24 protein-coding genes are annotated in these 24,395 nt (G+C 51.8%); 11 read left to right on the forward strand and 13 right to left on the reverse strand.

Annotated elements, in window-relative coordinates; all coding sequences use genetic code 11:
• Positions 1–6: 6 nt before the first annotated feature.
• Together TON_RS02730 and TON_RS02735 are read right to left on the reverse strand one after the other, a co-directional pair.
• Positions 7–390 (reverse strand): RidA family protein, encoded by a 384-nt coding sequence (locus tag TON_RS02730; RefSeq protein WP_012571486.1) that lies wholly within the window; start codon positions 388–390, stop codon positions 7–9.
• A 76-nt stretch (positions 391–466) separates the two neighbouring features.
• Positions 467–1,270: a DUF2666 family protein gene (locus tag TON_RS02735; protein ID WP_012571487.1), complete on the reverse strand. Its 804-nt coding sequence runs from the start codon at positions 1,268–1,270 to the stop codon at positions 467–469.
• Between the two features lie 118 nt (positions 1,271–1,388).
• Between TON_RS02735 and lonB the strand changes: the two genes are divergently transcribed.
• From lonB to TON_RS02755, 4 genes are all read left to right on the forward strand, one after another.
• Positions 1,389–3,296: an ATP-dependent protease LonB gene (gene lonB, locus TON_RS02740; RefSeq protein ID WP_012571488.1), complete on the forward strand. Its 1,908-nt coding sequence runs from the start codon at positions 1,389–1,391 to the stop codon at positions 3,294–3,296.
• A gap of 115 nt (positions 3,297–3,411) precedes the next feature.
• Entirely contained in the window at positions 3,412–4,158 is a 747-nt protein-coding gene (gene sufC, locus TON_RS02745) for a Fe-S cluster assembly ATPase SufC (protein ID WP_012571489.1), read from the forward strand.
• A complete protein-coding gene (locus tag TON_RS02750; protein ID WP_012571490.1) occupies positions 4,151–5,488 on the forward strand; it encodes an SUF-like minimal system protein SmsB in 1,338 nt (445 codons plus the stop codon). Before sufC ends, TON_RS02750 begins: the two co-directional genes overlap by 8 nt.
• A 112-nt stretch (positions 5,489–5,600) precedes the next feature.
• The gene (locus tag TON_RS02755; protein WP_012571491.1) at positions 5,601–5,894 is read left to right on the forward strand and encodes a hypothetical protein; all 294 of its coding nucleotides are present in this window, start codon (positions 5,601–5,603) and stop codon (positions 5,892–5,894) included.
• A 14-nt stretch (positions 5,895–5,908) separates the two neighbouring features.
• Here the strand turns inward: TON_RS02755 and TON_RS02760 are convergent, their stop codons facing one another.
• Genes TON_RS02760 through hydB form a run of 5 tightly spaced genes read right to left on the reverse strand, consistent with a single transcriptional unit; the run spans position 5,909 to position 10,475 of the window.
• Entirely contained in the window at positions 5,909–6,358 is a 450-nt protein-coding gene (locus tag TON_RS02760; protein ID WP_012571492.1) for a hydrogenase maturation protease, read from the reverse strand.
• A gap of 47 nt (positions 6,359–6,405) precedes the next feature.
• Positions 6,406–7,695 carry an NADPH-dependent hydrogenase/sulfhydrogenase 1 subunit alpha gene (gene hydA, locus TON_RS02765; protein ID WP_012571493.1) on the reverse strand — a complete coding sequence of 430 codons (1,290 nt, stop codon included), beginning with the start codon at positions 7,693–7,695 and terminating at the stop codon, positions 6,406–6,408.
• Positions 7,692–8,489, reverse strand: a complete 798-nt coding sequence (gene hydD / locus TON_RS02770; RefSeq protein ID WP_012571494.1) for an NADPH-dependent hydrogenase/sulfhydrogenase 1 subunit delta — start codon at positions 8,487–8,489, stop codon at positions 7,692–7,694. The genes hydA and hydD overlap by 4 nt, the downstream gene beginning before the upstream one ends.
• 10 nt (positions 8,490–8,499) lie before the next feature.
• Positions 8,500–9,375 (reverse strand): NADPH-dependent hydrogenase/sulfhydrogenase 1 subunit gamma, encoded by an 876-nt coding sequence (gene hydG, locus TON_RS02775; RefSeq protein ID WP_012571495.1) that lies wholly within the window; start codon positions 9,373–9,375, stop codon positions 8,500–8,502.
• A complete protein-coding gene (hydB, locus tag TON_RS02780; RefSeq protein ID WP_012571496.1) occupies positions 9,372–10,475 on the reverse strand; it encodes an NADPH-dependent hydrogenase/sulfhydrogenase 1 subunit beta in 1,104 nt (367 codons plus the stop codon). The genes hydG and hydB overlap by 4 nt, the downstream gene beginning before the upstream one ends.
• A 371-nt stretch (positions 10,476–10,846) precedes the next feature.
• Here hydB and TON_RS02790 point away from each other — a divergent pair, with 371 nt between their 5' ends.
• From TON_RS02790 to TON_RS02820, 7 genes are all read left to right on the forward strand, one after another.
• Positions 10,847–11,836, forward strand: a complete 990-nt coding sequence (locus tag TON_RS02790; RefSeq protein WP_012571497.1) for a formate/nitrite transporter family protein — start codon at positions 10,847–10,849, stop codon at positions 11,834–11,836.
• Between the two features lie 32 nt (positions 11,837–11,868).
• Entirely contained in the window at positions 11,869–13,911 is a 2,043-nt protein-coding gene (gene fdhF / locus TON_RS02795) for a formate dehydrogenase subunit alpha (protein ID WP_012571498.1), read from the forward strand.
• Positions 13,912–13,913: 2 nt separating this feature from the next.
• Positions 13,914–14,405 (forward strand): 4Fe-4S dicluster domain-containing protein, encoded by a 492-nt coding sequence (locus tag TON_RS02800; RefSeq protein ID WP_012571499.1) that lies wholly within the window; start codon positions 13,914–13,916, stop codon positions 14,403–14,405.
• Entirely contained in the window at positions 14,405–14,788 is a 384-nt protein-coding gene (locus tag TON_RS02805; RefSeq protein ID WP_238516337.1) for a 4Fe-4S dicluster domain-containing protein, read from the forward strand. The genes TON_RS02800 and TON_RS02805 overlap by 1 nt, the downstream gene beginning before the upstream one ends.
• 5 nt (positions 14,789–14,793) lie before the next feature.
• Positions 14,794–15,852 (forward strand): FAD-dependent oxidoreductase, encoded by a 1,059-nt coding sequence (locus tag TON_RS02810; protein ID WP_012571501.1) that lies wholly within the window; start codon positions 14,794–14,796, stop codon positions 15,850–15,852.
• Positions 15,853–15,857: 5 nt separating this feature from the next.
• Positions 15,858–16,364, forward strand: a complete 507-nt coding sequence (locus tag TON_RS02815) for a 4Fe-4S dicluster domain-containing protein (RefSeq protein WP_012571502.1) — start codon at positions 15,858–15,860, stop codon at positions 16,362–16,364.
• Positions 16,365–16,708: 344 nt separating this feature from the next.
• Entirely contained in the window at positions 16,709–17,872 is a 1,164-nt protein-coding gene (locus TON_RS02820) for an iron-containing alcohol dehydrogenase (RefSeq protein ID WP_238516339.1), read from the forward strand.
• Between the two features lie 282 nt (positions 17,873–18,154).
• On the opposite strand, the gene TON_RS10425 is transcribed toward TON_RS02820, so the two are convergent.
• From TON_RS10425 to TON_RS02850, 6 genes are all read right to left on the reverse strand, one after another.
• Positions 18,155–18,328, reverse strand: a complete 174-nt coding sequence (locus TON_RS10425) for a hypothetical protein (protein WP_012571504.1) — start codon at positions 18,326–18,328, stop codon at positions 18,155–18,157.
• A 64-nt stretch (positions 18,329–18,392) separates the two neighbouring features.
• Positions 18,393–20,273: an ABC transporter substrate-binding protein gene (locus tag TON_RS02830; protein ID WP_238516340.1), complete on the reverse strand. Its 1,881-nt coding sequence runs from the start codon at positions 20,271–20,273 to the stop codon at positions 18,393–18,395.
• A gap of 97 nt (positions 20,274–20,370) precedes the next feature.
• Positions 20,371–21,510, reverse strand: a complete 1,140-nt coding sequence (locus tag TON_RS02835) for a hypothetical protein (protein ID WP_238516341.1) — start codon at positions 21,508–21,510, stop codon at positions 20,371–20,373.
• A 165-nt stretch (positions 21,511–21,675) separates the two neighbouring features.
• Positions 21,676–22,248 (reverse strand): CBS domain-containing protein, encoded by a 573-nt coding sequence (locus tag TON_RS02840; RefSeq protein WP_012571507.1) that lies wholly within the window; start codon positions 22,246–22,248, stop codon positions 21,676–21,678.
• 287 nt (positions 22,249–22,535) lie between these two features.
• Positions 22,536–23,405 (reverse strand): DMT family transporter, encoded by an 870-nt coding sequence (locus TON_RS02845; RefSeq protein ID WP_012571508.1) that lies wholly within the window; start codon positions 23,403–23,405, stop codon positions 22,536–22,538.
• Between the two features lie 58 nt (positions 23,406–23,463).
• Positions 23,464–24,387 carry a UbiA family prenyltransferase gene (locus TON_RS02850; RefSeq protein WP_083757802.1) on the reverse strand — a complete coding sequence of 308 codons (924 nt, stop codon included), beginning with the start codon at positions 24,385–24,387 and terminating at the stop codon, positions 23,464–23,466.
• Positions 24,388–24,395 lie beyond the last annotated feature (8 nt).

Below are 24,395 nucleotides of genomic sequence, written 5' to 3' on the forward strand. Positions count from 1 at the left end.
GGGATATCAAAGAGCGGCAATTGCCTCTATCTCAACCTTAACGCCCTTCGGCAGATTGGAGACTTCGACTACCGCCCTGGCCGGCTTGGACTCTGAGAAATATTTCTCGTAAACCTCGTTGAACTTGGCGTAGTCGTTTATGTCTCTCAGATATACTGTAACTTTAACGACGTTCTCAGCGCTTCCGCCGGCGGCTTTCACTACTGCTAGCAGGTTCTCAATTGCCCGCTTTGCCTGTTTCTCTATTGAGCCCTCCACGAGCTCTCCTGTCTCCGGATTTATTGGTATCTGGCCGGAGACAAAGAGTAGCCTGCCTGCCTCAGCGACGATCCCCTGGCTGTAGGGCCCTATCGGTTTTGGGGCGTTTTCTGTGAAAACAACCTTTTTCATTTTCCCACCTCCGAAAATTAAGAAATCAGCGAAGCGAAGATTCCTCATCGCCTCCGCTCGGGTGTCCTCGGCCTCATCATTTCTTCTCCAGGTATTTCTCGAGGTTCTTGGCTGGAACGTCGAGCGGAAGACCTATCTTCTCAAGGGCCTTCCTGAGGGCGTAAACCTTGGCGTGCTCCTCAAAGCCCTCCCTTGCGTAATTCTCCGCCTGGAAGTGCTTGTACTTCTCAACAACGGCTGGAATGTCTGCCTTTTTAACCTTTTTGAACTCCGCGAACCAGGCATCAATACCTTTCACGTCTATTCCCGCGTAAACAGGAAGCTTTAGAGTTATCGTCTCGTTTATGCTAGCTAGAAGCCTCGCAACGTCGGCCATCGGTGTCTTTTCGTCGATTATCAGTCTCTTCACTACCCTCCATTTCCCGTGCTCGGCACTGAGGTGGAATGCCGTGAAGTTGACGTGATCCTCGTTGTAGGGAAGGGCTATTTTTACCTCCCTCAGGGGCTCTTCGGGGTAATCTACGGTAACCTTCTTTTCGAGAACCTCCCTGACGAGGATCGCCTTCGCGACCTCAACGAGGTGTTTCTTCAGTTTCTTATCCTCCTCGAAGACGAGGGCACCGAGCTTTCTTGCCGTTCCGGGGGATTTAAGGGCCACCACCGCGTCGCTCAGATCTTTTCTGGCTATCTCTTCGGCGAGACTCATTATCCCGGCGATGTTCATGACCTCCGTTAGGTACTCTGGTATCTTGGGGTTTACGGTATTAGCGATGCTCGCAAGGAAATGGGCCACCATCTCGTCTTCCATGTTGCGGAGCCTGTCTCCTACCTTCCAGCTTCCGTGACGGGCAGTGAAGATAATCTGATCCTCAACCTTCATCGTTTTCACCAACTCCTAATGGATGTCAAGGCCTATTTTAGCTTTTTCTTGACCATCTCAAAAAAGTTATAAATTGCATTGAGCATTCGAGTTTGAGAGAGTAAAAGAGGGAAGGAAAATGGGGGACAACGAGAAGATTAATAGGGAAGCCCTGGCCCCCAGGGAGTACGGAGAGAGCTTAGAGCTTGGTATTGAGTTTACGACAACTGAGGAAATCGAAGTTCCCGAGAAGCTTATCGACCAAGTCATCGGCCAAGAACACGCGGTTGAAGTTATCAAAACTGCCGCCAACCAGAAGAGGCATGTTCTTCTGATAGGCGAGCCGGGAACAGGTAAGTCCATGCTCGGTCAGGCCATGGCCGAGCTGTTGCCAACAGAAACCCTAGAGGATATCCTCGTTTTCCCCAATCCCGAAGACGAGAACATGCCCAGGATCAAGACCGTCCCTGCCTGTCAGGGCAGGCGTATTGTAGAGAAATACCGCGAAAAGGCCAAGAGCCAGGAGAGCGTAAAATCCTACATCCTCCTCTTTGTCATGTTTACCGTTATGCTCGCACTTTTCATTGAATTCAGTGCAACTACACTCCTGATGGGGCTCTTCGTTGTTATACTTACAATAATGGCCCTCTCCAATATGCGCCTTAAGAGTACTGTCCTCGTTCCCAAGCTTCTTGTGGACAACTGCGGAAGAACCAAAGCTCCCTTCATCGACGCTACTGGCGCCCACGCGGGAGCGCTCCTTGGTGATGTCAGACATGACCCCTTCCAGAGCGGTGGGCTCGGCACTCCTGCCCACGAGCGCGTTGAGCCAGGAATGATACACCGCGCTCACAAGGGAGTTCTCTTTATAGACGAGATTGCCACGCTCAGCCTTAAGATGCAACAGAGCCTCCTCACCGCCATGCAGGAGAAGAAGTTCCCGATAACCGGCCAGAGTGAGATGTCGAGCGGTGCGATGGTAAGGACTGAACCTGTTCCGTGTGACTTCGTCCTCGTCGCGGCAGGAAACCTCGATACAGTGGACAAGATGCACCCTGCACTCCGCTCGAGGATCAGGGGTTACGGTTACGAGGTCTACATGCGCACCACCATGCCGGACACGATAGAGAACAGGCGCAAGCTCGTTCAGTTCGTGGCTCAAGAGGTCAAGCGCGACGGAAAAATACCCCACTTCACGAAGGAGGCTGTGGAAGAGATAGTCAGAGAGGCCCAGAAGAGGGCTGGAAGGAAAGGTCACCTCACGCTCCGCCTCAGAGACCTCGGCGGTATCGTCAGAGCTGCTGGTGACATAGCTGTCAAGAAGGGCAAGAAGTACGTGGAAAGGGAAGACGTCATTGAGGCAGTCAAAATGGCCAAACCCCTCGAGAAGCAGCTTGCTGACTGGTACATCGAGCGCAAGAAGGAGTACCAAGTCATCAAGACTGAGGGTAGCGAGATAGGTCGCGTCAACGGTCTGGCCGTCATAGGCGAGCAGAGCGGTATAGTCCTTCCGATTGAAGCAGTTGTCGCCCCAGCTGCGAGCAAAGAAGAAGGAAAGATTATAGTTACAGGAAAGCTCGGCGAGATAGCGAAGGAAGCCGTTCAGAACGTCTCGGCGATAATCAAGAGGTACAAAGGTGAGGACATAAGCCGCTACGATATTCACGTCCAGTTCCTCCAGACCTACGAGGGCGTTGAGGGCGACTCAGCCAGCATAAGCGTTGCCACCGCTGTTATCTCGGCCCTTGAGGGGATTCCGATAAGACAGGACGTGGCCATGACAGGTTCGCTCAGTGTCCGTGGCGAGGTGTTGCCGATAGGCGGTGCAACACCAAAGATAGAGGCCGCAATAGAGGCTGGCATAAAGATGGTCATAATCCCCAAGAGCAACGAGAAGGACGTCTTCCTGAGCAAGGACAAGGCCGAAAAGATCCAGATATTCCCGGTCGAGACCATCGATGAAGTCCTTGAGATAGCCCTCGAGGAGAGCGAGAAGAAGAGGGAGCTTCTCAGGAGGATCCGGGAGACCCTGCCCCTTTCCCTTTGAGACGCTTTTTTTCTCTCCGATCTTTCTCACACGGAACACTCTTTTTATAGCCTTCCACATCTTTGGCCAGAATGCTTAAAAGATGGTGAGTCTAGGTTACCGTGGAGGTGAGAGATTGCTCAACGTAGAGAACCTCAAGGTCGCAGTTGGAGGCAAGGAGATTCTTAAAGGTGTGAACATTTCTGTGGGTGACGGGGAGTTTCATGTAATCATGGGGCCAAACGGATCCGGAAAGTCAACGCTCGCTCTGACCATTGTGGGTCATCCAAGGTATGAAGTCAGGAACGGGAGAATACTCTTCAATGGTGAGGACATAACTGATCTTCCCCCGGACGAAAGGGCCAAGAGGGGGATAATGCTGGCCTTTCAGCATCCGGAGGAGGTTGAAGGCGTCAGGATAATGGAATTCCTCCAGCAGGTTCTTGCAGAGGTTAAGGGGATTGATCTCGCCGAGGCGTACGACATGATTGTTGAGACCGCAAAGGGGCTCTGGTTCAAAGAGGAGGATCTCATGAGGTACGTTAACGTCGGCTTCTCCGGCGGTGAGAGGAAGAGATTTGAGATTCTCCAGGCACTTCTTCTTGAGCCGAAGCTCCTCATCCTCGATGAGCCTGACAGCGGTGTCGATGTCGATTCACTCAGTGTCATCTCGAGGAAGATAGATGAGCTTCACGAGAAGGGGACGGCGATTCTCCTGATAACTCACTATGGCAGGATACTCCAGCACCTCGACCCAAGCAAGTTTAGGGTTCATGTGATGAAGGACGGCAGAATCGTCCTTGAGCGCGGAGGCGAGTTCGTGAAGGAGATCGAGGAGAAGGGCTTCCAGAAGATTTTCGAGGAGTGTGGTTGCGATGAGTGAGATAACCATTCAGGAGGCCAAGGAGATCATAGCGCAGGAGATAGAGAACCTCGCGAGGCGAAACAAAGAGCCAGAATGGATGACGCGCATAAGGTACAAAGGCTTAGAAGCCTTCGAGAAGGCTCCTCACAATGATCCGGTCATTAGCAAGGACGAACTGCTGAGGTTCATAGCCAAGCCCGAGATAGAAGGCCTTCCAGAGCACATAGAGAGCCTCGATGACCTCCCACCGGAAATGAAGGCACTCCTAGACAGGCTCGGCATAAGCGAGGTCGAGCAGAAGTACATCGCTGGACTTGCCGTTCAGACGGACACGGGCATAATCTACAACCAGTTCCTCCAGGAGTGGGCTAAAAAGGGCCTAATTGTTCTTCCTATGGAGGAGGCCGTGAAGAAGTACCCTGACGTTGTAAAGAGGCACTTCCTCCAGATGTTTAGCGTTAATGAGAGCAAGATGGCTGCTTACCATACGGCAGTGTGGAACGGGGGCATTTTCCTATATGTCAAGGAAGGTCTGAAGGTTCCATTCCCGCTTCACCTGTTTTTCCTCATCCAGGAGAGCGCCCTCGCTCAGGCGCCGCACATCATAATCATCGCTGAGAGGAACACCGAGTTCCATCTTATAGAGGGCTGTACTGCACCGGTTCTGGTTAGGCACTCTCTCCACCTTGACATGACTGAGGCTTACATACACGATGGGGCAAAGGTACAGCTCACGGTCCTCCAGAACTGGCCTGAGTACGTTCACACGAGGCCGATGACACGGGCCAGAATCGGCAAGAACGCCCGTTTCATCAACACAACCGTTGGCCTCGGCACCGGCAGGAGCAATATAGCGAACCCCAAGTACTGGGTTGAGGAGAACGGTTACGTCGAGCTCAATGGGATCATTCTCGGTCAAAAGGACTGGTATGTTGATCTTGGCGGCGAGATGTACCTCCAGGGGAGGGAAGCCGCTGGAATAAATGCGAGCAAGGCAGTCATAATGGACGAGAGCACTGTCATAACAAGAGGAAAGATAGTGGCCGAAGCGCCAAGAACCAAGGGGCACATAAGCTGCGACGCCTTGCTGATGAGTGACAAAGCTGTGATGGAGACATATCCGGGCCTGGTCAGCAGGGTTGACGACGCCGAGCTGAGCCACGAAGCCGCTATAGGCAAAATCCGTGAAGAGGAGCTCTTCTACCTTATGAGCCGTGGCTTGAGCGAGGAGAAGGCTACTCAGCTCATAGTCAAGGGCTTCCTCGAGCCGATGCTCAAGGACATACCAATGGAGTTCCTCGTGGAGATACGGAAGATAATTGAACTTGCCGTCAGTGGCGGGATGTAACTGAAAATTTTCCCTTTTGTTTTCAAATTTTCCTAATTTTGATCTCTTTATTCTGGAAAACCCTCAACAAAGTATTTTTAACTAAAGTCTCGTTTTTCTGAAGGGTGATGCTATGGATCCGATGGCAAAGGCCTTTGAGGAGGCAAAGAAAAACCCGAAAATGAGGAAGAGGCTCAAAATAAAGGCGGCATTTTCGCTGCTCTTGTTCGTGATGTTCCTTGGGGTGATATTCATCACTATTGGAACTATAATCGCCAGCAAAACTGGAAGCTTCTTGGGAATGACTCAGCTGGATTTTCTCAAGCTCAGAGCCAGGTACGGCATAATAATGATGTTCCTGATTATAATCCATCTCGCGATGAACAGAAGCATAATGAAGAAGGAGCTCGAGCTCCTCTTCGGCTGAGTTCATTTTAACTCTTATTTTTTGACTAATTCTTCAACGAGCTCAACAGCCTTCGGAAGGGCTTCCCTAACTTCCTCGGTCAGTTCCATACCCAGGTTGATTTCCTTAGCAACAATACCAATGAAGTGGATTTCAACGTTGGCAAGCCTTTCATCGAGTGCCATGAGGAGTTTGAGCCCGTCTATTGCCCCCATGAAGTGCGCACTCCTAATTTCAGCTTTCAGCTTCTCGAAAACTTCACCGCCGCTCACGTGGATTATTTCTCCCGGCTTGAACTTTTCGCTAAGTATGGCGTCGATGATTATGAGCCTTTCCTCTCCACTGTAATGGCTCTGGAGCATGAATATGTCTGTGCCAACTTCTAGAACGTTGTAACCTTTTTCCGCCAAAAGCCTGCCGACTTTCAGGCCGACACCATCATCCTTCATAAGTTCGTTGCCGAGGGCGAGGATTAGGGTCTCCATGAATACGCCTCCAAAGAAGAATCTGAGAGGGGAATAAAAAGATATGGCTAAAGCCTCGCCACGTGCACCGAACAGGAGATGCACGGGTCGTAGGCCCTGACGACCATCTCAGCAAGGAGCTTCAGCCTCTCAGGATCGTCGTTGTAGTGCTTCTCAGCCATCATGCGTACATGAACCTCCATCATGGCGAGATTGAAGGCTGTGGGCGTTATGATATCCGCGTAAGCTACTCTTCCGTCCTTGACTTCTAGGGCGTAGACGAGGATTCCACGCGGTGCCTCGGTGGTGCTGACACCGAAGCCGTCCTTTACATCTACCTCGTCCCTCGGCCTTATCGGCCATTTAGCGAGGGCCTCGTCGATAAGGTCGATGCCCCTCTCCATGAAGTACACTAACTCAAGCGCCTGGGCGAGGTTGTTGGCGAAGGGGTTGGTTGGCCTGAGTAAGTCCTTGTGGCTCTCGTAGAGCTCCTTTGCCCTTCCGTAGAGCTTATCAGCATGGTTGACAACGCGCGATATGGCTCCCGTCATGAAGGGCTTCTCCCCGTTGTAGAAGCTGTGCTTGGCGAAGCTGTGCTCCACAACGCGCTCAACCATGTGCTTCTTGTAGCCCTCGCTCGGGAACTCGAAACCGTCGCTGACGCTTATGGCGTCGCCGTATATGCCGTAGACGTCTCCCCTCGGCCTGACGGCCATATGGATTATCGGCCCCTCGACTTCCTCGTACTGCTCAAGCTTGGAGAACAGCTCGAAGGTGTATTCTGCAAGTGGAAGGGCCTCCTGGAGCCTCTTCTTCATCTTCTCCAGCGTAGTCTTGTCGGGGAGCTTGCCAAAACCACCCATGACGACGTTTTCCTGGTGGATGGCCCTTGCACCAAGCTCGTCCATCATCCAGCTTCCGAGGTTCTTAAGGTCAAGGGCAATGTTGATCTCTTTCTTGTACTTGTCAAGCATTTTGAGCGGGTTGGAGTAGCCCATGTAATCTGGCAGGACGAGGAGGTAGAGGTGGAGCGCGTGGCTCTCTATCATGTCTCCAATGTAGAGAACCTCCCTGAGGGCCTGTATCTCCTCGCGTACCTCAAAGCCAACTGCCTTTTCAGCCGCCTCGACGGCAGTGAGCTTGTGGGCTGCTGAACAGAAGGAGCATATCCTAGGATAAACGGCCAAAGCCTCGTCGAGCTTCTTGCCTATGGTTATCGCCTCAAAGAACCTCGGACCCTCAATGATGTTGAGCTTGACCTCCTTGACCCCGTCATCACCAACGACTATTTCAACGCCGCCCTTGCCCTCTACACGCGCTATGTGATCAACGGTGATTGGAAGGTAGAGGTTCTTCATTCTTTCACCCCCTGAAACTGAAAGACCTTATCGACCATCTCCTCCAGCTTTGGATTGTGTGCGTTGAAAATCTTCATTCTTTCGAGGATTTCTTCCTTGGTGAGGCCCTTTTCCTTGAACGTCCTGGCAAGTGAGTCGAACCATGCAACGTCGTAGCCTATCGCCCCTCTACATCCTATGCATGCTATTCCGTAGCTCGGGCATCTTGCGTCACAGCCCGCTCTCGTTATCGGGCCAAGGCACGGCTCGCCCTTCTCGATGAGAATGCATGTGTTACCCTTCAGTCTGCACTCAAGACAGACCGGGTAATCGATGTCCTCTGGCCAAGAACCAACGAGGAAGGTACCTATGGCATAGATGAAGTCCTTCTTCTCAGGTGGGCAACCGTAGATGCGGTAGTCAACTTTGATGTAGTTTTCGAGGGGTTCGGCCATCTTCGGCTCGAACTTAACCTTCCCATCGCCGTAAACGGCCTTCCATAGCTCTTCGAGGCTCTTATCCTTCTCCCAGCTCTGAACCCCACCCTGGGTTGCACACGCCCCAACTGCAACGACTATCTTGGCGTTCTCGCGTATCTTCTTGACGAGTTCAACCTCTTCCTCTGTTGAAACGCTTCCTTCGATGAAGGCTATATCGACGGGCTCATCTTCACTGCTGTCACGGTCAAGCATGTACCAGCAGACGATTTCAGCGTTCGGGAGCAGCTGAAGTATCTCGTCCATCATGGCGAACCGGAGCTGACAGCCGTAGCATGAGGTGAGAGCGTAAAACCCTATACGAACCTTCCCCTCCATCTCCACCACCTCAGTCCAGCAGTCCCGGCGTTGATACTATGTCGAAGTACGTGAAAACCGGTCCATCTCTGCAGACGTACTTCCAGCTAGTACTCGTTCCGACGTTACAGTGGCCGCACTTGCCTATTCCACACTTCATTTTCCTTTCCAGCGTTACATAGATGTTCTCAGGGCGGTAACCGTAATTGATGAGCGCCTCGAAGACCGCCTTATACATCCTCGGCGGACCGCAGATAGCTATCGCGGTGTTCTTCGGGTTGGTATTGGCCTCGACTATGAACTTCTGAGGCCTTCCATGTCTGCCGGGCCAGTCAGGATCTCTGGTTACGCTCTGAATTATCTGGACGTTCTCGGCCTCTGCGAGATCCTTCATGGCTTCAAGTTCCTTGTAGAAGAGGAGGTCCTTTCCGTAACGGGCGGTGTTGATGAAGGTTATGTTTCCGTACTTCCAGCGGTTGTCCATGGCGTAGAGGAAGACGCTCCTGAGTGGGGCTGTTCCTAATCCTGCGGCGATGAGGAGTAGGTCCATCCCTTCCCACTCATCGACAGGGAAGCCGTTTCCGTACGGCCCGCGGACAAGGACAGTGTCGCCCGGCTTGAGCTTGTGAACAACTGTGGTGACTCTTCCCGCCTTTCTGATACAGAGCTCAAAGAATCCTCTCTTCATGGGAGACGAGCAGATGCTTATCGGGACTTCGCCAACACCGGGTATGGTAAGCTGAACGAACTGTCCTGGCTTAAAGGTCCAGTTCTCGGCTATCTCTTGATCTTCAAACCTGAACAGAAATAGCTTCTCTGTTTCTGTTAAACGGTACACTCTGAGAACCTTGACCCTGTCAAGGGCGTAGGGATTGTCGTGACACATGCAGACGTGAGCCTCGTTCATATGTCTTCACCTCTAATGTTGTTGGCATATGCAAAACCTTTCTTTGGAATTTCCTCGCTCAGCTTTGACGGGCAGGATGCATCCTCCAATCCAGCTATAATTCTGAGGTTCTTCACGAAATCAATGCCCGCCGGACAGAAGGCAGTACATCTTCCACAGCCCACACAGAAGTTAATTCCAAGTGTCCAGTGGAAGGACATCTTACAGAGATAGCGGTTTATGAAGCGGTCCTTCTTCGTCGGCCTGAAGTTGTGGCCGCCCGCGACCAGTCCGTGGCTCCTGAACTTACACGAGTCCCAGCGCCTTTCCCTGTATCCCGTGTCTCCGTCGAGGTTGACGATGTCCTGAACCTCATAGCAGCGGCAGGTCGGACACACCGTGCTGCAGTTGCCGCAGGCGAAGCACTTCTCGGCCTCTTTCTCCCAGAGGGGGTGCTCCATCTCCAGCTCGAGGAGGTAGTGGATGTTGTCCCACTCCTCATGATACCTAAAAGCCTGGGCGCGCTTCCTCTCGAACTCTCTGAAGTTGCAGATGTCCTCCTGTGCGACTTCAGTGAAGAGCTTGATGTTCTTGTCGACTATCCTATGACCGGTGGGGGTCCCTATCCTTATCAGCCAGCCGTCAGGGAGCTCGTGGAAGAACAGATCAAAGCCGTCGTGCTCGAAGTCCGTCCTGAGCAGGTTGCAGAAGCAGTACTCGTCGGGCATACAGCTTATACCGATGATTATGCCTTTTTCACGCCTGACTTTGTAGTACTTGTCTGGGTACTCATCCAGATATACGCTGTCGAGTATCTTCAGACCGTAGATGTCGCAGGCGTGGAGACCGAAGAGGACGAAGGGCTCGACTTCGGGGATTACTTCCCTATACTCTGCTTTTGAGATGCTGAACTCGAACATCTTCTCCCTTGGTGCGAAGAAGAACTTCTTCGGCGGCATCAGGGTTCTCGTGTAGTTGAATTCAATCTTTCTGACGTCGTCAATTTCTCTAAAATCATAGAACTGATCGGAAATTTTCACTGGGGCGTACAGCTTTCCGAGGTTTTTTAGTCTTTCTAAAAATTCATATGTATTTTCTTTTGGAAGCTTGACGTATCTCATATTACCACCCCCCCAATGGACATAAACTTACGCGTGCTCATGTTTGTTCCCTCAGTCTCGGCTTGGTAGATAGATAAAAAAGCGTTTTTAAACCCGGAAATTGTAAACCAAAGGTTAAAACTCTTTTGTTTAGTTAGAATTTTAGAGATAACAAAAATGTTAGACGTAATGATGTCCCTTTTAGCGGTTCCGAGAACAATATAAACCATTATAACCCATTCCAAGCCACTATAGTCGTATAAAGTTCCTAATCAACTAATGAAGCAGTGTTGAACCTTTAGTTTGGAAAAGGCCGTTAAAAAAACGTTTTTAAGCAAATTCATTTAACACCTGAATGAACATCTTGGGACATTTAATGTAGGGTGGTGGGTATGGCACAGAATAATTCACTCGTGCTGTATGATGTTCATGAGACCGTGGATGTGTGCTCAAACGTTGGCTGTGTTAAGACCAAGGCCACTCCATCAAGGCTGCTCTTTGCGGGTTTCATGGCTGGTGCATACATAGCCTTTGGATTCATTTTTGCCATAGTCGCTAGTGCAAGCTTCCATCCAAAGCTGGGCACTTTCCCAAACCTATCTCTCTTCAAGCTGCTTCTGGGTGCAGTTTTCCCAGTCGGTCTCATAGCCGTCCTTCTTGGCGGTGCGGACCTCTGGACGGGCAACGCCCATATAGTAACACTTTCGAAAATGACGGGCAGGGCGAGCGTTAAGGATGTGCTCTACAACTGGATCGGCAGCTACACAGGCAATTTCGTAGGCTCGGTCTTCTTGGCATTCTTGGCAGTTTACGGAACGGGGCTCATGGCAGGTGGTTTGTTCAAGGACGTTCTGATAGGCATTGGCAACTACAAAGTGGCGCTCACCCCATGGAAGGCCCTCTGGCTGGGAATAGGCTGTAACTGGCTTGTGAACGTGGCGATATGGCTCTACATTCGCGCCAAAGACACTGCCGGGAAGGTAATCGTAACCTGGTTCCCGATCTTCGCCTTCGTTGCCATAGGTTTTGAGCACAGCATAGCCAATATGTGGGCCATAAGCGCCAGCATATTTGCCTCGGACGGTGCGATAAGCTGGGTCCAGTTCTTCCACAACATAATCCCAGTCACGATAGGAAATGCCATCGGAGGCTTCCTCTTTGTGGGCTTCTACCACTGGTACCTCGCTGACGGTAGAAATGCCATTAAAGAGCTGATTGACTTTGTCGAGGTGCTGGCACTCTTCGTCTTTATCATGGTGCTTATCCCAGCGGGAATAGCCTACGCCCTCAGCGGTCTCGGAAACATTGCCACATGGCTTGTGCCACTCATCATAAGTGTCTATGGAGTTGTGATGACGTATTTAGTAAGGAGAGCGCTGTGAAGGTTCAAAATGAAGATAGGGCGGTGGTGCGGATGGAGGAGTTTAAGATTGGCCTGTGCCCATACTGTGGGATGGGGTGCAGGTTTTACATAAAGACTCTTAACGGGCAGCCCATAGGAATAGAGCCGTATCCCGGTGGTGTTAATGAAGGAAAGCTCTGTCCAAAGGGTGTCGCCGCCGTTGACTTCCTCAGACACAAAGATAGGCTGAAAAAGCCGCTCAAGAGAACTGAAAACGGCTTCGTCGAGATAAGCTGGGAACAGGCGATAAAGGAGATTGCTGAAAAGCTTCTGGAGATACGCGAGAAGTACGGGCCGGATACGTTAGGCTTCTTCTCAAGTGCCCGTTGTTCCAACGAGGAGAACTACCTCCTGCAGAAAATAGCCCGCCTTCTGGGCACCAACAACGTCGACCACTGCGCGAGGCTCTGTCACGCCTCAACGGTCGTCGGTCTTGCTCAGACGGTTGGCGCTGCCGCTCAGAGCGGCTCCTACACGGACATACCCAAGGCTAAGGTACTCCTGATATGGGGATACAACCCGTCAGAAACCCACCCGGTTCTCATGCGCTACATCCTCCGCGCGAGGGACAACGGGGCCAAGATAATCGTCGTAGATCCGAGGAAGACGAGGACTGTCTGGTTCGCCGATATGCACCTCCAGCTTAAGCCTGGAACGGACATAGTCCTAGCCAACGCCATGATGCACGTCATCATTGAAGAAAGGCTCTATGACAGGGAGTTCATCATGAACCGGACGAAGGGCTTTGAGAAGCTCATAGCAGCTGTCCAGAAGTACACGCCAGAATACGCCGAGGAAATAACCGGTGTTCCCGCCAAGCTCATCAGAGAAGCCGCTATAACCTTTGCTACTGCCGGACGGGGCATCGTGATGTGGGCAATGGGACTGACGCAGCACGTCACTGGGGCGGCCAACGTTAAGGCCCTCGCTGATCTGGCTCTGATCTGTGGCTACGTCGGAAGAGAAGGAACAGGTCTCTTCCCGATGCGCGGTCAGAACAATGTTCAGGGAGCATGTGACATGGCAGCCTTGCCAAACGTCTTTCCAGGCTATCAGAAGGTAACTGACGACGAGAAGAGGAAGCACGTGGCGGAAATTTGGGGCGTTGAAGATCTGCCCTCGAAGCCGGGCCTTACTATTCCAGAGATGATTGATGCGGCTGCTAAAGGCGAGTTGAAGGCACTCTACATAATGGGCGAGAATCCGGTCATGAGCGATCCGAACACGAAGCACGTTATCGAGGCTCTCAAGAACCTCGAACTTCTCGTTGTTCAGGATATATTCCTCACCGAAACGGCCGAGCTGGCTCACTACGTGCTCCCAGCAGCCGCATACGCCGAGAAGGAAGGATCATTCACCGCGAGCGAGAGGCGCGTCCAGTGGAACTTCAAGGCGATTGAGCCGCCAGGAGAAGCCAAACCGGACTGGGAGATACTGACGATGCTTGGAAAGGCTCTCGGCCTGCCAAAGTTCGACTACTCAGACGTTGAAGATATTACGAGGGAGATAACCCTCGTTGCTCCGCAGTACCGTGGGATAACCCCCGAGAGGCTCAAGCGAGAGGTTATGGGTGTGCAGTGGCCGTGCCCGAGCGAGGATCATCCTGGAACGCCGAGGCTGCACGTCGAGCGCTTCGCCACCCCCGACGGAAAGGCCAACATAATCCCCGTAGAGTTCAAGCCACCTGCAGAAGAGCCCGATGAGGAGTACCCATTCATACTGACGACATTCCGCATCGTCGGCCAGTACCACACACTCACGATGAGTAACAGGAGTGAAAGCTTGAAGAAGCGCTGGTCCAGCCCGTACGCCCAGATAAGTCCGGAAGATGCAAAGAAGCTGGGTATACAGGATGGTGAAATGATAAGGATAGTTACGAGACGTGGAAGCTACACCTGCAGGGCGGTCGTTACTGAAGATGTCTCGGAAGGGGTGATCGCAGTTCCGTGGCACTGGGGGGCCAATATACTCACGAACGATGTCCTCGATCCAGAAGCAAAGATTCCCGAGCTGAAGGTGGCCGCATGTAGGGTGGAGAAGATTGGGGGGTGCTGAAGATGGAGAAAAAGCTGTTCATAAACCTCGGGCGCTGCATTGCCTGCCGCGCCTGCGAGGTGGCCTGTGAGAAGGAGCACGGAATTTCATTCATCACGGTCTATGAGTTCAGGGACATAGCGGTTCCCCTCAACTGCCGCCACTGTGAGAAGGCTCCGTGTATCGAAGTCTGCCCGACGAAGGCCATCTATCGCGACGAAGATGGCGCAGTTGTGATAGACGAGTCCAAGTGTATCGGCTGCTACATGTGTTCGGCCGTCTGCCCCTACGCGATTCCGATAGTTGACCCGATAAAGGAGCTGGCTGTGAAGTGTGACCTATGTGCCGAAAGAAGGAAGGAGGGCAGAGATCCGCTCTGCGCTGCGGTCTGTCCCACCGATGCGATAATCTACGCTGACCTCAACGAGCTGATGGAAGAGAAGAGGAGGCGCAAGGCCGAGCGCATCGTCGAAGCCCAGAGGAAGGCGGTCGAAACGCTCGCCTACTTCGGGTGATGACGGTGCTGAAGGTGGAGCTCTGTGTGGGGTGTGGGGTTTGTGCAAAGGCCTGCCCCCACTCGGCCATTTCAGTTTTTGAAGATAGTGTGAGGAGGATAGTCTTCGACCCGAAGAAATGCGAAGAATGCTCCTTTGAGTGCAACGAAGCCTGCCCAACGGGGGCGCTGGAAGGGAAGTCAGACAAAAGGGAGCTGGTCTTTGAGTTTGCCTACTGTGCCATCTGCGGGAAAAGGCTCAACATCGTGAAGGAAGAAGCCGAATATCTTGCAAAAAAGCTGATTGAGCTGGGTGAAAACCCTGAGATTGCCTTTCTCTGTGATGACTGCAAGAGGAAAAGGCTGTTTGGCGTTGCCAACAAATATGAGGCTTACCTGGGGTGATGAGTATGAGCGGGATGAGGTTTGCGTTCCTGTGTAGGGAAAGACCAGAACCAACTGGGAAGAAGATAGCCGTTATCGGAGCCGGACCGGCAGGCTTGGCGGCAACTGGCTACCTTGTCTGTCAGGGTCATGAGGTTCATGTTTACGACAAGTTGCCGGAGCCTGGAGGATTAATGCTATTTGGCATACCAGAGTTCAGGATTCCAATATACCGCGTTAGAGAAGGCTATGAAGAATTAGAAAGGGTCTACAATGTCAAGTTCTTCACCAGAACCAAAGTGTACTTCGGGAATCTGGAAGGAGAATCAGGAGACGAGTTCGTTGAGAACAGGGTAGACTTCAAGGAACTCGTGGAGAAGTACGATGCGGTACTAATAGCAACAGGAACGTGGAAGTGCTGGATTCCAAACATTGAGGGAGCGGAGCTTGAGGGTGTCTTCCCGGCCCTCGAGTATCTCTTTAGGATAAAGAGCGCCAAGCTCGGCCACATGGATTGGGGCAAGGTCACACCAGTGGAGGGCAAGAAAGTGCTGGTCGTTGGTGCCGGCCACACAGCCGTCGATGCCGCATTGGAGAGCGTTCTCCTCGGAGCGGATAAGGTGTACCTCAGTTACCGCAGGACGATAAGGGAGGCTCCTGCGGGGGCCTACGAGATTAACCTCCTCCAGCAGAGGGGTGTGAAGTGGCTGGAGAGGACGATGCCGGTCAGGATAATAGGTGAGAACGGAAAGGTCAGAGCTGTGGAGCTGGTGAAGACCAAGCTCAGTGAACCCGACGAGAGCGGCAGGAGGAGACCTGTTCCAATAGAAGGTTCGAACTTCCAGATAGACGTGGATTATGTCATCTTCGCCGTCGGTCAGAGCCCCACTCCACCCTTCGCAGAAGAGATCGATATAGCCGTCGATAAGAAGGGCAGGATCGTAGTTGATAACAGGCACATGACGAGCAGGGAAGGTGTTTTCGCCGCAGGAGACGTCGTTTTAGGCCCGTCAAAGGTTGGTAAGGCTGTTAAGGATGGCCTGTATGCTGCTGAGGCCATGCACATGTGGCTGATGGGGAGGTGATGGGAATGACGAGGAGAATCCTTCACGTTGATTACAGCCTTTGTATTGGCTGTGAGACGTGTGAGGCAGTCTGTGACTTCCTCCACGGTGGCAAGCCCAACATAAGGATTTACTACACTGTCACCGGACTTCCGATTCCAATAAACTGCCGCCACTGCGAGAGGGCACCCTGTATGGACGTCTGTCCTGCAGGTGCAATTTACCGCGACAGCGACGGAGCCATCATAATAAACCCTGACAAGTGCATAGGCTGCTACATGTGTCTTGCCGTCTGTCCATTTGGCGTGCCGAGCTTTGACGTCAAGACTAAGGCAGTCACGAAGTGCGATATGTGTGCCGACAGGAGAAGGCTTGGCATGGAACCTGCCTGCGCCGAGATGTGTCCCGCAGAGGCAATATTCTTTGGAAAGCCCGAAGAGGTCGAGGACAGGATAAGACGCAGGACTGCCGAGAGGATAGCACGCGAGAGGATAGCTGCCGTAGACATGGAAGGTGTTGGGAGGATGCTTTAACTACCCATCTGTTTTGACCTTTTCATCGTTTTGTCGGAACTCACAAGTATGGCCTGAAAGTCCTCTGTGTGTTAAATTTAAGTGTTTTAGTTTGTTCAAAAAAGAAAACAAATCTGTGTATTATAATTTCCGTAATATTTTTATGCTTTTGTTTACCATTTTAGTTAAAGAAACTGGGATTTCATTAGACATTTTGTTAAAAACTATTGGTTATGCATTTCTTGTTGTAAAAAGGTTTTTATTCTACCCGAAATAGCTACAAATGAACACATTTGGAGGGATGTACAATGTTGTGGGAGTCCCAGATCCCCATAAATCAGGTGTTCGAACTTCGCTGCAGATCCATGACATACTTCGGTGTTGGAGCCATTAACAAGTTCTACGACATAGCCAAGGATCTTAAGGAAAACCGCGGCATAACCAAGGTCATTCTCGTCACTGGAAAGAGTTCATACAAGAAGTGTGGCGCCTGGGACGTTGTCAAGCCCGCCCTTGAGGAGTACGGTATTGAGTACGTCCACTACGATAAGGTCGGCCCAAACCCAACCGTTGATATGATCGATGAGGCCACCCAGCTCGGTAAAGAGTTTGGAGCCCAGGCTGTTATTGGCATTGGTGGTGGAAGTCCAATTGACAGCGCCAAGAGCGTTGCGATTCTGCTGGAGTACACCGACAAGACTGCCAGGGACCTTTACGAGCTTAAGTTCACCCCAACGAAGGCCAAGCCCATCATAGCCGTGAACACGACTCACGGAACTGGAACTGAAGTCGACAGGTTCGCAGTGGCTTCGATTCCGGAGAAGGAGTACAAGCCGGCCATAGCCTACGACTGTATCTACCCACTCTACTCCATCGACGACCCGGCGCTTATGACAAAGCTTCCGGCCGACCAGACTCGCTACGTAACCATTGATGCCCTTAACCACATCACAGAGGCCGCCACCACCAAGTTTGCTAGCCCTTACTCAATACTTCTCGCCCAGGAGACCGCCAGGCTGATATTCGACTACCTCCCAGAGGCCCTGGCTCACCCGGACAACCTGCAGGCCAGGTACTACCTGCTCTACGCCTCCGCGATAGCGGGTATATCCTTCGACAACGGCCTGCTCCACTTCACCCACGCTCTTGAGCACCCGCTCAGCGCCGTAAAGCCAGACCTTCCACACGGACTTGGCCTCGCCATGCTCCTGCCGGCAGTTATCAAGCACATCTACCCGGCCACCGCCAGGATACTCGCCGAGGTCTACAGGCCACTCGTTCCAGAAGCTAAGGGAGTCCCGGGAGAGGCTGAACTCGTCGCAAAGAAGGTTGAGGAGTGGCTCTTCAACATCGGAATCACTCAGAAGCTGATTGACGTTGGCTTCACTGAGGAGGACGTTGATAAGCTCGCCGAACTCGCCATGACCACCCCAAGCCTCGACCTGTTGCTTTCACTTGCCCCGATTGAGGCTACCAAGGAGACCGTCGCGGCCATCTACCGCGACTCACTCTACCCGCTTAACAAGTGAGGTATCTGCTTCACCTCTATTTTTCAATTTTGAGTTCCCTTGTCACTGTGGTCTTTCGTGTTCCCACAAACAATGATGCCGTTTTAGTTATTGACAAAGGTTTCTAATCCTGAACTGCCCATGAAATCACAAGCACGAGCAAGAACGGGGTCCTTCTTGGAATTACTAGGCTTGACGTCCCCTCTGGGGCAAAATACTGTATTGTTATGTTCTCTCCTAGTTTTAAGGTTTGGGGATTAATAGGACCTCTCAACGCGCTTAGATCGTCAAGTGAAGGGCATCTCACTCTCCCCTCGCCTTTGCATCAAGGCGGAGGTAGATAAACAACATAAGCATAAATAGGGTTATGTAGTAGCTCGCCTCGAAGGGAACCACTCCCATAAGTCCCAATGTGTATATGAGCGTAAGGATAAGAACGACGACGAGCAGAAGCCTGTAGAACGTTTTCCTCTCCATGTTCCCACCCGGGGGGAATGGGTGGGTGGACTTTTAACCTTTACTAGAATAAATAAAAAGGAGATCAACCGGAGGCTGAAGAGGCTGCATTGCAAACGAGTGGCTGTGGCTGATAGTTGAAGAGCTCCGGGTGCAGGAACTCGGCTATCTCCTCGAGGCCGTAGACTATTCTTGGACCAGGTCTTGAGACGAGATTGTCGTCGCTGATTGTGTAGACCCTACCGTTCTTCACTGCGTCAGTGTTGGCAAGCTCGGTGTTGCACAGATCCTCGGCAGTTATACCTGCATGGGCTGAAAGAATTATTATCTCCGGGTTTCTCTCGAGCACCTGCTCAAGGCTGACCTGGGCCCAACCGCTCATGTCAGAGAAGATGTTCTCTCCACCGGCGAGTTTTATGAGGTCGTCCTGGAAGGTGCCACTGCCCGGAACATAGAGCGGGTTCCACCAGGTTATGAAGAGCACCTTAGGTTTCTCCTGCCCGTTGACCATTGAGGTGATATAGCTCACCTTCGCCTTCATGTCGGCAACTACCGCCCTCGCCCCTTCCTCACGGTTGGTTATCTCTCCAAGCATCTCTATCTCTATGTAGATGTCGCTGATGTTCTTTGGATCCACTATGACGACGGGGGCTATCTTTTCGAGGTCGCTCAGGATTGGCATCGAGAAGCTGTCTACGAGGATGAGGTCTGGGTTGAGGGATGCTATAATCTCAAGGTTTGCGTACTGGCCATAGCCACCTACACTTGTGATGTTCCTGACGACTGGTGGGAAATCATCGTAGTCTGTAACTCCAACCACCTTATCACCTGCTCCGATGTAGAATAGGCTTTCTGTAATGCTCGGTGCAAGGGAGACTATTCTCATCGGCTCGCTCTCGATAGTAACCTGCCTGCCGGCAAAGTCCGTAACTGTAAGTGGGTATGCCGTCTCGAATGCTTTCGGGTGAAGGAGCTTAGCGAGGGTTTCCAGGCCCCTAACAACCCTTGGGCTCGGGTGAATAAGGTCGTTCTCGTTCTCGATCACGAAGACCTTTCCTTCCTTGGCTGCCTTCGTGTTGGCAAGCTCGCCCTTGTAGACATCCTGGACAGTCATGCCGCAGTGGGGGGTAAGTATTATCACGTCAGGGTCCCTCTCGATGACCTGCTCGATGCTGACGGTCGGCCAGCCTTCAGCGTCTGCGAAGATATTTTCTCCCCCTGCAAGGTTCATGATGTCGCTGATGAAAGTGCCGCCGCCGGCAGTCATAAGCGGGTTGTTCCAAACAACGTAGAAGATCTTAAGCTTGGGTTCATCCTTAACCGCCGAGCTGATGGCGTCTATCCCTGCCTGGAATTCTGCCATTGCGGAAGCGGCGACATCTTCTTTATTAAATACCTTCCCAAGGAGTTCAAGAGCCTTCGGTATGTCATCCAGACTGTGGGGATCAACGACAACAACTGGGGCTATCTTTTCGAGGTCGCTCAGGATTGGCATCGAGAAGCTGTCTACGAGGATGAGATCCGGCTTGAGTGAAGCTATGATTTCGAGGTTCGCGTACTGACCGTAGCCGCCGATCCTGGTTACGTTCGCAACCTCCGGCGGGAAGTCATCGTAGTCTGTAACGCCGACTACCCTGTCGAAGAGACCGAGATAGTAGAGGTCTTCTGTTATGCTGGGCGCGAGGGTAACGACTTTCATTGGCTCCTTCTCGATTGTTACTTCTCTGTCTGCAAAGTCAGTTATAGTAATTGGATAGTAGGGCTTCTCTGTTGCAGTCGTGGTCGTTTCACTCGGGCTCGAGCCCGAAGTGGTCGTTGGGCTAGGGCTCGGGCTTGACGTTTCGCTTGAGGTGGTACTCGGCACGGTCGGAGTGGTGGTTGACCCGTTTGAGCTTATACAGCCGGCCGCTATGACTGCCCCGAGCATTAGGAACATGAGCAAGACGGCAGTCTTTTTCATTGCCATCACCTGGATTATTTGTCCATTAGTGGTTGGGCTAGAGGTATATAAGTTTGTTGGATATTTTGGCCATCTGTGAAAGATCTAAAAAGAAAAGGAACCCTCACTGCTTTCTCATCACGAGGAACGTCAGAATAACTGCTCCAAGAAGCAAAATACCCGCGAGTCCAAGGCCCCATAGGGGTATCCCTCTGGAGTCTTCCGTTGTGGTTGTGAGCGGCGTAGCGTTGTGCATCGTCGTCGGGGTGACCTTGGGGGTTGTCGTCTTTGGGCTTTCCGTGATCGTGTCGATAGTAATAGTGGTCGTGGTCGTTGTGGCTGCTGTTGCCTCTTCAGCTGGCGTCAGTTTTGACGCCTGCAGGATCACCCAACGGAGCAGGTTGGTGACGAATTGCTGACCGTCGAAGAGGTAGGAACCATAGCGGTTTATCCATATTGGCACAGGACTTCCGTAGGGGCTCTCGGCACTGACTATGAGCAGGCTTTCAGCGCCGTTAGGAAGCTCCACGAACTCGACCGCAAGGAGTGTGAACAGCCCCTTCTCCCAGGTTCTGTAGGCCATTGGCTCGGGGGCGTAGTTGTCCTCTATCATGCCGTTGCCGCTCGTTGTGATGATTCTGTAAACTCCCTCCGGGATTTCTCCGGCCATAAGGGGGTGCCACTTGCCGTTCTCGTCTGTCCATGCTATGACACCGGGCTCATGGAAGAGAACCTTGCCGACCTCCGACTGATAACCTTGATTGAGTATTGATGCATCAGGTGTTCGAAGGTCAACTCTGACGTAGCCGGCCACATAGACGCTCTTCCCGGCGTTGCTGAACGTGTCGGTAGTGGTTGCATAGTCTATCCTGAGTCTGACGTTCGGGATGGCTGAGAGGAGTTTGTTGACGTTGTCTTGGATGTAGGCCCCATCTTTGATGTCTGAGTCACCGGCCACCCAGAGGACTTTCCCTCCCTCGGAGAACCACTTTACTATTGCGTCTATTTCTTCCGGGGAAAGTTCTTCTCTGAGCTGGCCGATTATCAGTATGTCGACGTCTTTCAGGGCTTCATAGGTTATAGTGTAACCTAACCGTCTAACGTTTGCTTTCTCCAGTCCTGAATCATAGCCAAAGTACGCCCAGTCGTACCATGACAGAGTGGGGATAATTCCCTCTGCAACAACATTACCTGTCATAGGGTCAATTATGGGGGTTACCAGTGCAACAGTTCCCTCATTATGGGATACGTCAACGGCTATCATTGTTGCCCCGGCGTGCTCAGAAAATACCACAATGAGAATCAGAATCATAAATAATAACGCCCTTTTCACGGCCATTCCCCCGTTAAGTAATCGGCAGCTCTCATAGTTAGACACCTAATGATAAAATGTTTTCCCCACCTCTAAAAGAGAATAGTGTGAAACGGACTACTCTCTCCCTTTGCCGATCCGGAAAATGTCCACTCTGGTAATGATTCCTTTTATTCTACCCTCTCTGTCCTGAACAAGGACGGCCGGATGCTCCTCGAGGAGATACTTTACGACCTCCAGATCTTCATCCTCGTTCACTATCGGAAACGGCTCCTCCATGACCTCCATGACCTTTCTGTCGTAAATATCCTCATACTCAAGGCTCTGCCTCACAAGGGTTCGCTCCGTGACAGAGCCAACAATCTTGTTGCCAGCTATGACCGGAATTTGCGAGATGTTGTGATCGTTCATAATTCGGATAACGTTTTCAACGCTCTCGTAAGGCTTGACGGAGATAACTGGGGAAGACATCACGTCTTTGGCCCTTAGCTGGGCCTTTTTACACTCAAGAAGGGCCTGAAGAATTCGATTGAAAGTTGACAGTCTGGGATCGACCTTTCCCGCCTCGAGCTTGGCAATATAGGCCTGAGTCACGCCAGCCTTTTCAGCGAGTTCTTCCTGGGTTATCCCTAGCTCCTTTCGAATTCGCCGTATTTCCTTTGGATCGATGGGACGGGGTATTATCACCACAAATAACCACCAGTTATTAATCCCAGTCTGGGAGGTTATAAGCTTTGTCCAGAAGTGTGTTTGACGGTTCAGAAAGGCGTTGAAATGCTGTGGGCCGGGCACAGAGGCCCGCGTTCATTCCCTCACGCGGGTGGATGCTCCCGGCCCTGTGGGCTCGGCGTGAGCACAACCCCATCACCCAGCCCGATACGTCTGGGGTGCGGGTTCGTCCGAGCCCCACGAGGGTACAATTGTACCCTCGCTGTCGGCGATATTCCCTATGCTTCAGGGCTTAAAACCTTGGCGGTTCAGGCAGTGGATATAAGTATGACTCCAAGCACAGCCAGAATGAGACCCTCCAGTATCTTCTTGTTGGGAGGCTCCTTCAGGAGCAAAATTGCCATAGCAGAGGCTATTATTGGATTTATCGCGGATACCGGTGCCGCTATCTGAGAACCCACGAGGTTGACCGAATAGACGAAGAAGTACTGCCCGAGCATGAGCCCGCTGATGGCGGCGCCTATAAGGACAATGGCCTCTTTCTGGGTTATTTCCCTGAGCTCTTTTCCATATCTCGGCAGGAAGAGGGAAATACCTATTGCCGCGAACACCATCCTTATTCCTGCCAGAGAAAGAACGTCTATACTCTGGGTGAGCCAGTCCATGGTCAGTATCGCGAAACTCCATGAAACGGGTGCGAGAAGGGCGAAGACAAATCCTCTGAGATTTATGTGCTCCTCTTCCTCTGCCTTCCTGACGACGATTATGGCCACAACAACGAGTATGGCGCCGACGATGACCTGTGGGCTTATCTTTCTTCCGAGGAAGAGGGAGGCCCAAAGTATTGTCCAAAGGGGATAGGTTGAGGTTATGGGCACCGTCCTTGAAACACCCATGAGCTTGAGGGCGTTGAAGTAGAAGTAGTCACCTACGACAAAGCCAAACTGTGCCGAGACGAACGCCACCAGAAGGAGCTCTGGCGGAAGCACGGCTATTTGAGAAAAAGTGCCGTTGATGAGAAAGATAACCGCGAACATTATAGAAACGGCATAGAGGCGGAAGATGTTCACCGCCACGGGACTTTTGTTTCTCATACCCACCTTTATTAGCATCGTCGATGCCGCCCATGAGAATGCAGAGGTAATGGCAGCTAGAACTCCAAGGATCAGCGTGTTCATGTGTACATCGAATATATTTCAGCTTAAAAACTTGGCGTTTCGATGGGAGACGAATAATTCATACGAGCATTGCCAGAGCCAAGGTGTAGAACCACTCCCCGTCGACCCATACATCCAGGCTCTTTCCAGGCTTGTAATCTTTCCGAGTGAAATACAAGATGTACCCATAGCCGTTCAGAACAGCAAACACCAGCATGGGCAGGTAGTGCTCAAAGTACCCGAAGGCATGTGCCATGATGAGCCAGGGTATGAAGGTTGAGTTCATCAGAAGTAGGAGCCTTTTGCTCCTCTCCTTTCCGAGCTTTACAGGTACCGTCTGTATCCCACTCATCCTGTCTCCCTCAATGTCCCTGACATCGAAGAGTATCGTGTTTACCATGCTCTTCATGAAGAAAAAGTAGTATATCAAAGCCACTTTTTGAGGATCTGCACTTCCCGCAACTAGATACGGCAGAAAAGTAGTTCCATTTGCCCATGTTATGGCTATTGTCGCGTTCTTAACCCCAGTGATATCTTTAAGCCTTGGATATCCGGGAAGCAGCCGGATACTGTAGAGGGCGCCCGCGATTATGGGAAACAGAACGACCAAGATTGCCCATGGACTCGTGAGGGCGCTCAGGATTACCGCCAGCACGAGGGACAAGAGCACGGCATATTTTATGAGCTTGGCGACTTTCTTCACATACTCAACCCGTTCGGGATTGTTGATTTCATCCTCCTTGATGTCAGTCAACTTGTTAATTCCGTAAACGCTGAAGACAAGGAGAAACGTGGCCGCGAGCAGGTTCCATCGAGGGGCTATGCCATAGAGCAGAAACGAGAAGTAGAGCTTGAACACGCCGCTTGCCGCCAGAAAGATGGACGTGGAAATGAGAAAAGTGAGCACACGACCAGCTAACCCAAGGCCTGGACTCAGGGCGCCGACAATTCCGTTCTGTTTTGAATATTTGGAATAGCCAGAGGACAACCTCATGCTCTTCATTGATTAAT

Origin of the sequence: Thermococcus onnurineus NA1 (assembly GCF_000018365.1) — an archaeon.
In the GTDB taxonomy this organism is placed as follows: Archaea; Methanobacteriota_B; Thermococci; order Thermococcales; family Thermococcaceae; genus Thermococcus; species Thermococcus onnurineus.

Excerpts from the sequence above, each read along its gene's own strand:
- TON_RS02750 (WP_012571490.1), top strand. The coding sequence starts at position 4,151 with ATGAGTGAGATAACCATTCAGGAGGCCAAGGAGATCATAGCGCAGGAG.
- hydG (WP_012571495.1), bottom strand. The coding sequence starts at position 9,375 with ATGAACGAGGCTCACGTCTGCATGTGTCACGACAATCCCTACGCCCTT.
- TON_RS02815 (WP_012571502.1), top strand. The coding sequence starts at position 15,858 with ATGACGAGGAGAATCCTTCACGTTGATTACAGCCTTTGTATTGGCTGT.
- TON_RS10425 (WP_012571504.1), bottom strand. The coding sequence starts at position 18,328 with ATGGAGAGGAAAACGTTCTACAGGCTTCTGCTCGTCGTCGTTCTTATC.
- TON_RS02735 (WP_012571487.1), bottom strand. The coding sequence starts at position 1,270 with ATGAAGGTTGAGGATCAGATTATCTTCACTGCCCGTCACGGAAGCTGG.
- TON_RS02755 (WP_012571491.1), top strand. The coding sequence starts at position 5,601 with ATGGATCCGATGGCAAAGGCCTTTGAGGAGGCAAAGAAAAACCCGAAA.
- TON_RS02845 (WP_012571508.1), bottom strand. The coding sequence starts at position 23,405 with ATGAACACGCTGATCCTTGGAGTTCTAGCTGCCATTACCTCTGCATTC.
- hydA (WP_012571493.1), bottom strand. The coding sequence starts at position 7,695 with ATGAAGAACCTCTACCTTCCAATCACCGTTGATCACATAGCGCGTGTA.
- TON_RS02835 (WP_238516341.1), bottom strand. The coding sequence starts at position 21,510 with ATGATAGCCGTTGACGTATCCCATAATGAGGGAACTGTTGCACTGGTA.
- TON_RS02790 (WP_012571497.1), top strand. The coding sequence starts at position 10,847 with ATGGCACAGAATAATTCACTCGTGCTGTATGATGTTCATGAGACCGTG.
- TON_RS02850 (WP_083757802.1), bottom strand. The coding sequence starts at position 24,387 with ATGAAGAGCATGAGGTTGTCCTCTGGCTATTCCAAATATTCAAAACAG.
- TON_RS02830 (WP_238516340.1), bottom strand. The coding sequence starts at position 20,273 with ATGGCAATGAAAAAGACTGCCGTCTTGCTCATGTTCCTAATGCTCGGG.
- hydB (WP_012571496.1), bottom strand. The coding sequence starts at position 10,475 with ATGAGATACGTCAAGCTTCCAAAAGAAAATACATATGAATTTTTAGAA.
- TON_RS02820 (WP_238516339.1), top strand. The coding sequence starts at position 16,709 with ATGACATACTTCGGTGTTGGAGCCATTAACAAGTTCTACGACATAGCC.
- fdhF (WP_012571498.1), top strand. The coding sequence starts at position 11,869 with ATGGAGGAGTTTAAGATTGGCCTGTGCCCATACTGTGGGATGGGGTGC.
- hydD (WP_012571494.1), bottom strand. The coding sequence starts at position 8,489 with ATGGAGGGGAAGGTTCGTATAGGGTTTTACGCTCTCACCTCATGCTAC.
- TON_RS02730 (WP_012571486.1), bottom strand. The coding sequence starts at position 390 with ATGAAAAAGGTTGTTTTCACAGAAAACGCCCCAAAACCGATAGGGCCC.
- TON_RS02760 (WP_012571492.1), bottom strand. The coding sequence starts at position 6,358 with ATGGAGACCCTAATCCTCGCCCTCGGCAACGAACTTATGAAGGATGAT.
- TON_RS02800 (WP_012571499.1), top strand. The coding sequence starts at position 13,914 with ATGGAGAAAAAGCTGTTCATAAACCTCGGGCGCTGCATTGCCTGCCGC.
- TON_RS02810 (WP_012571501.1), top strand. The coding sequence starts at position 14,794 with ATGAGCGGGATGAGGTTTGCGTTCCTGTGTAGGGAAAGACCAGAACCA.
- TON_RS02805 (WP_238516337.1), top strand. The coding sequence starts at position 14,405 with ATGACGGTGCTGAAGGTGGAGCTCTGTGTGGGGTGTGGGGTTTGTGCA.
- lonB (WP_012571488.1), top strand. The coding sequence starts at position 1,389 with ATGGGGGACAACGAGAAGATTAATAGGGAAGCCCTGGCCCCCAGGGAG.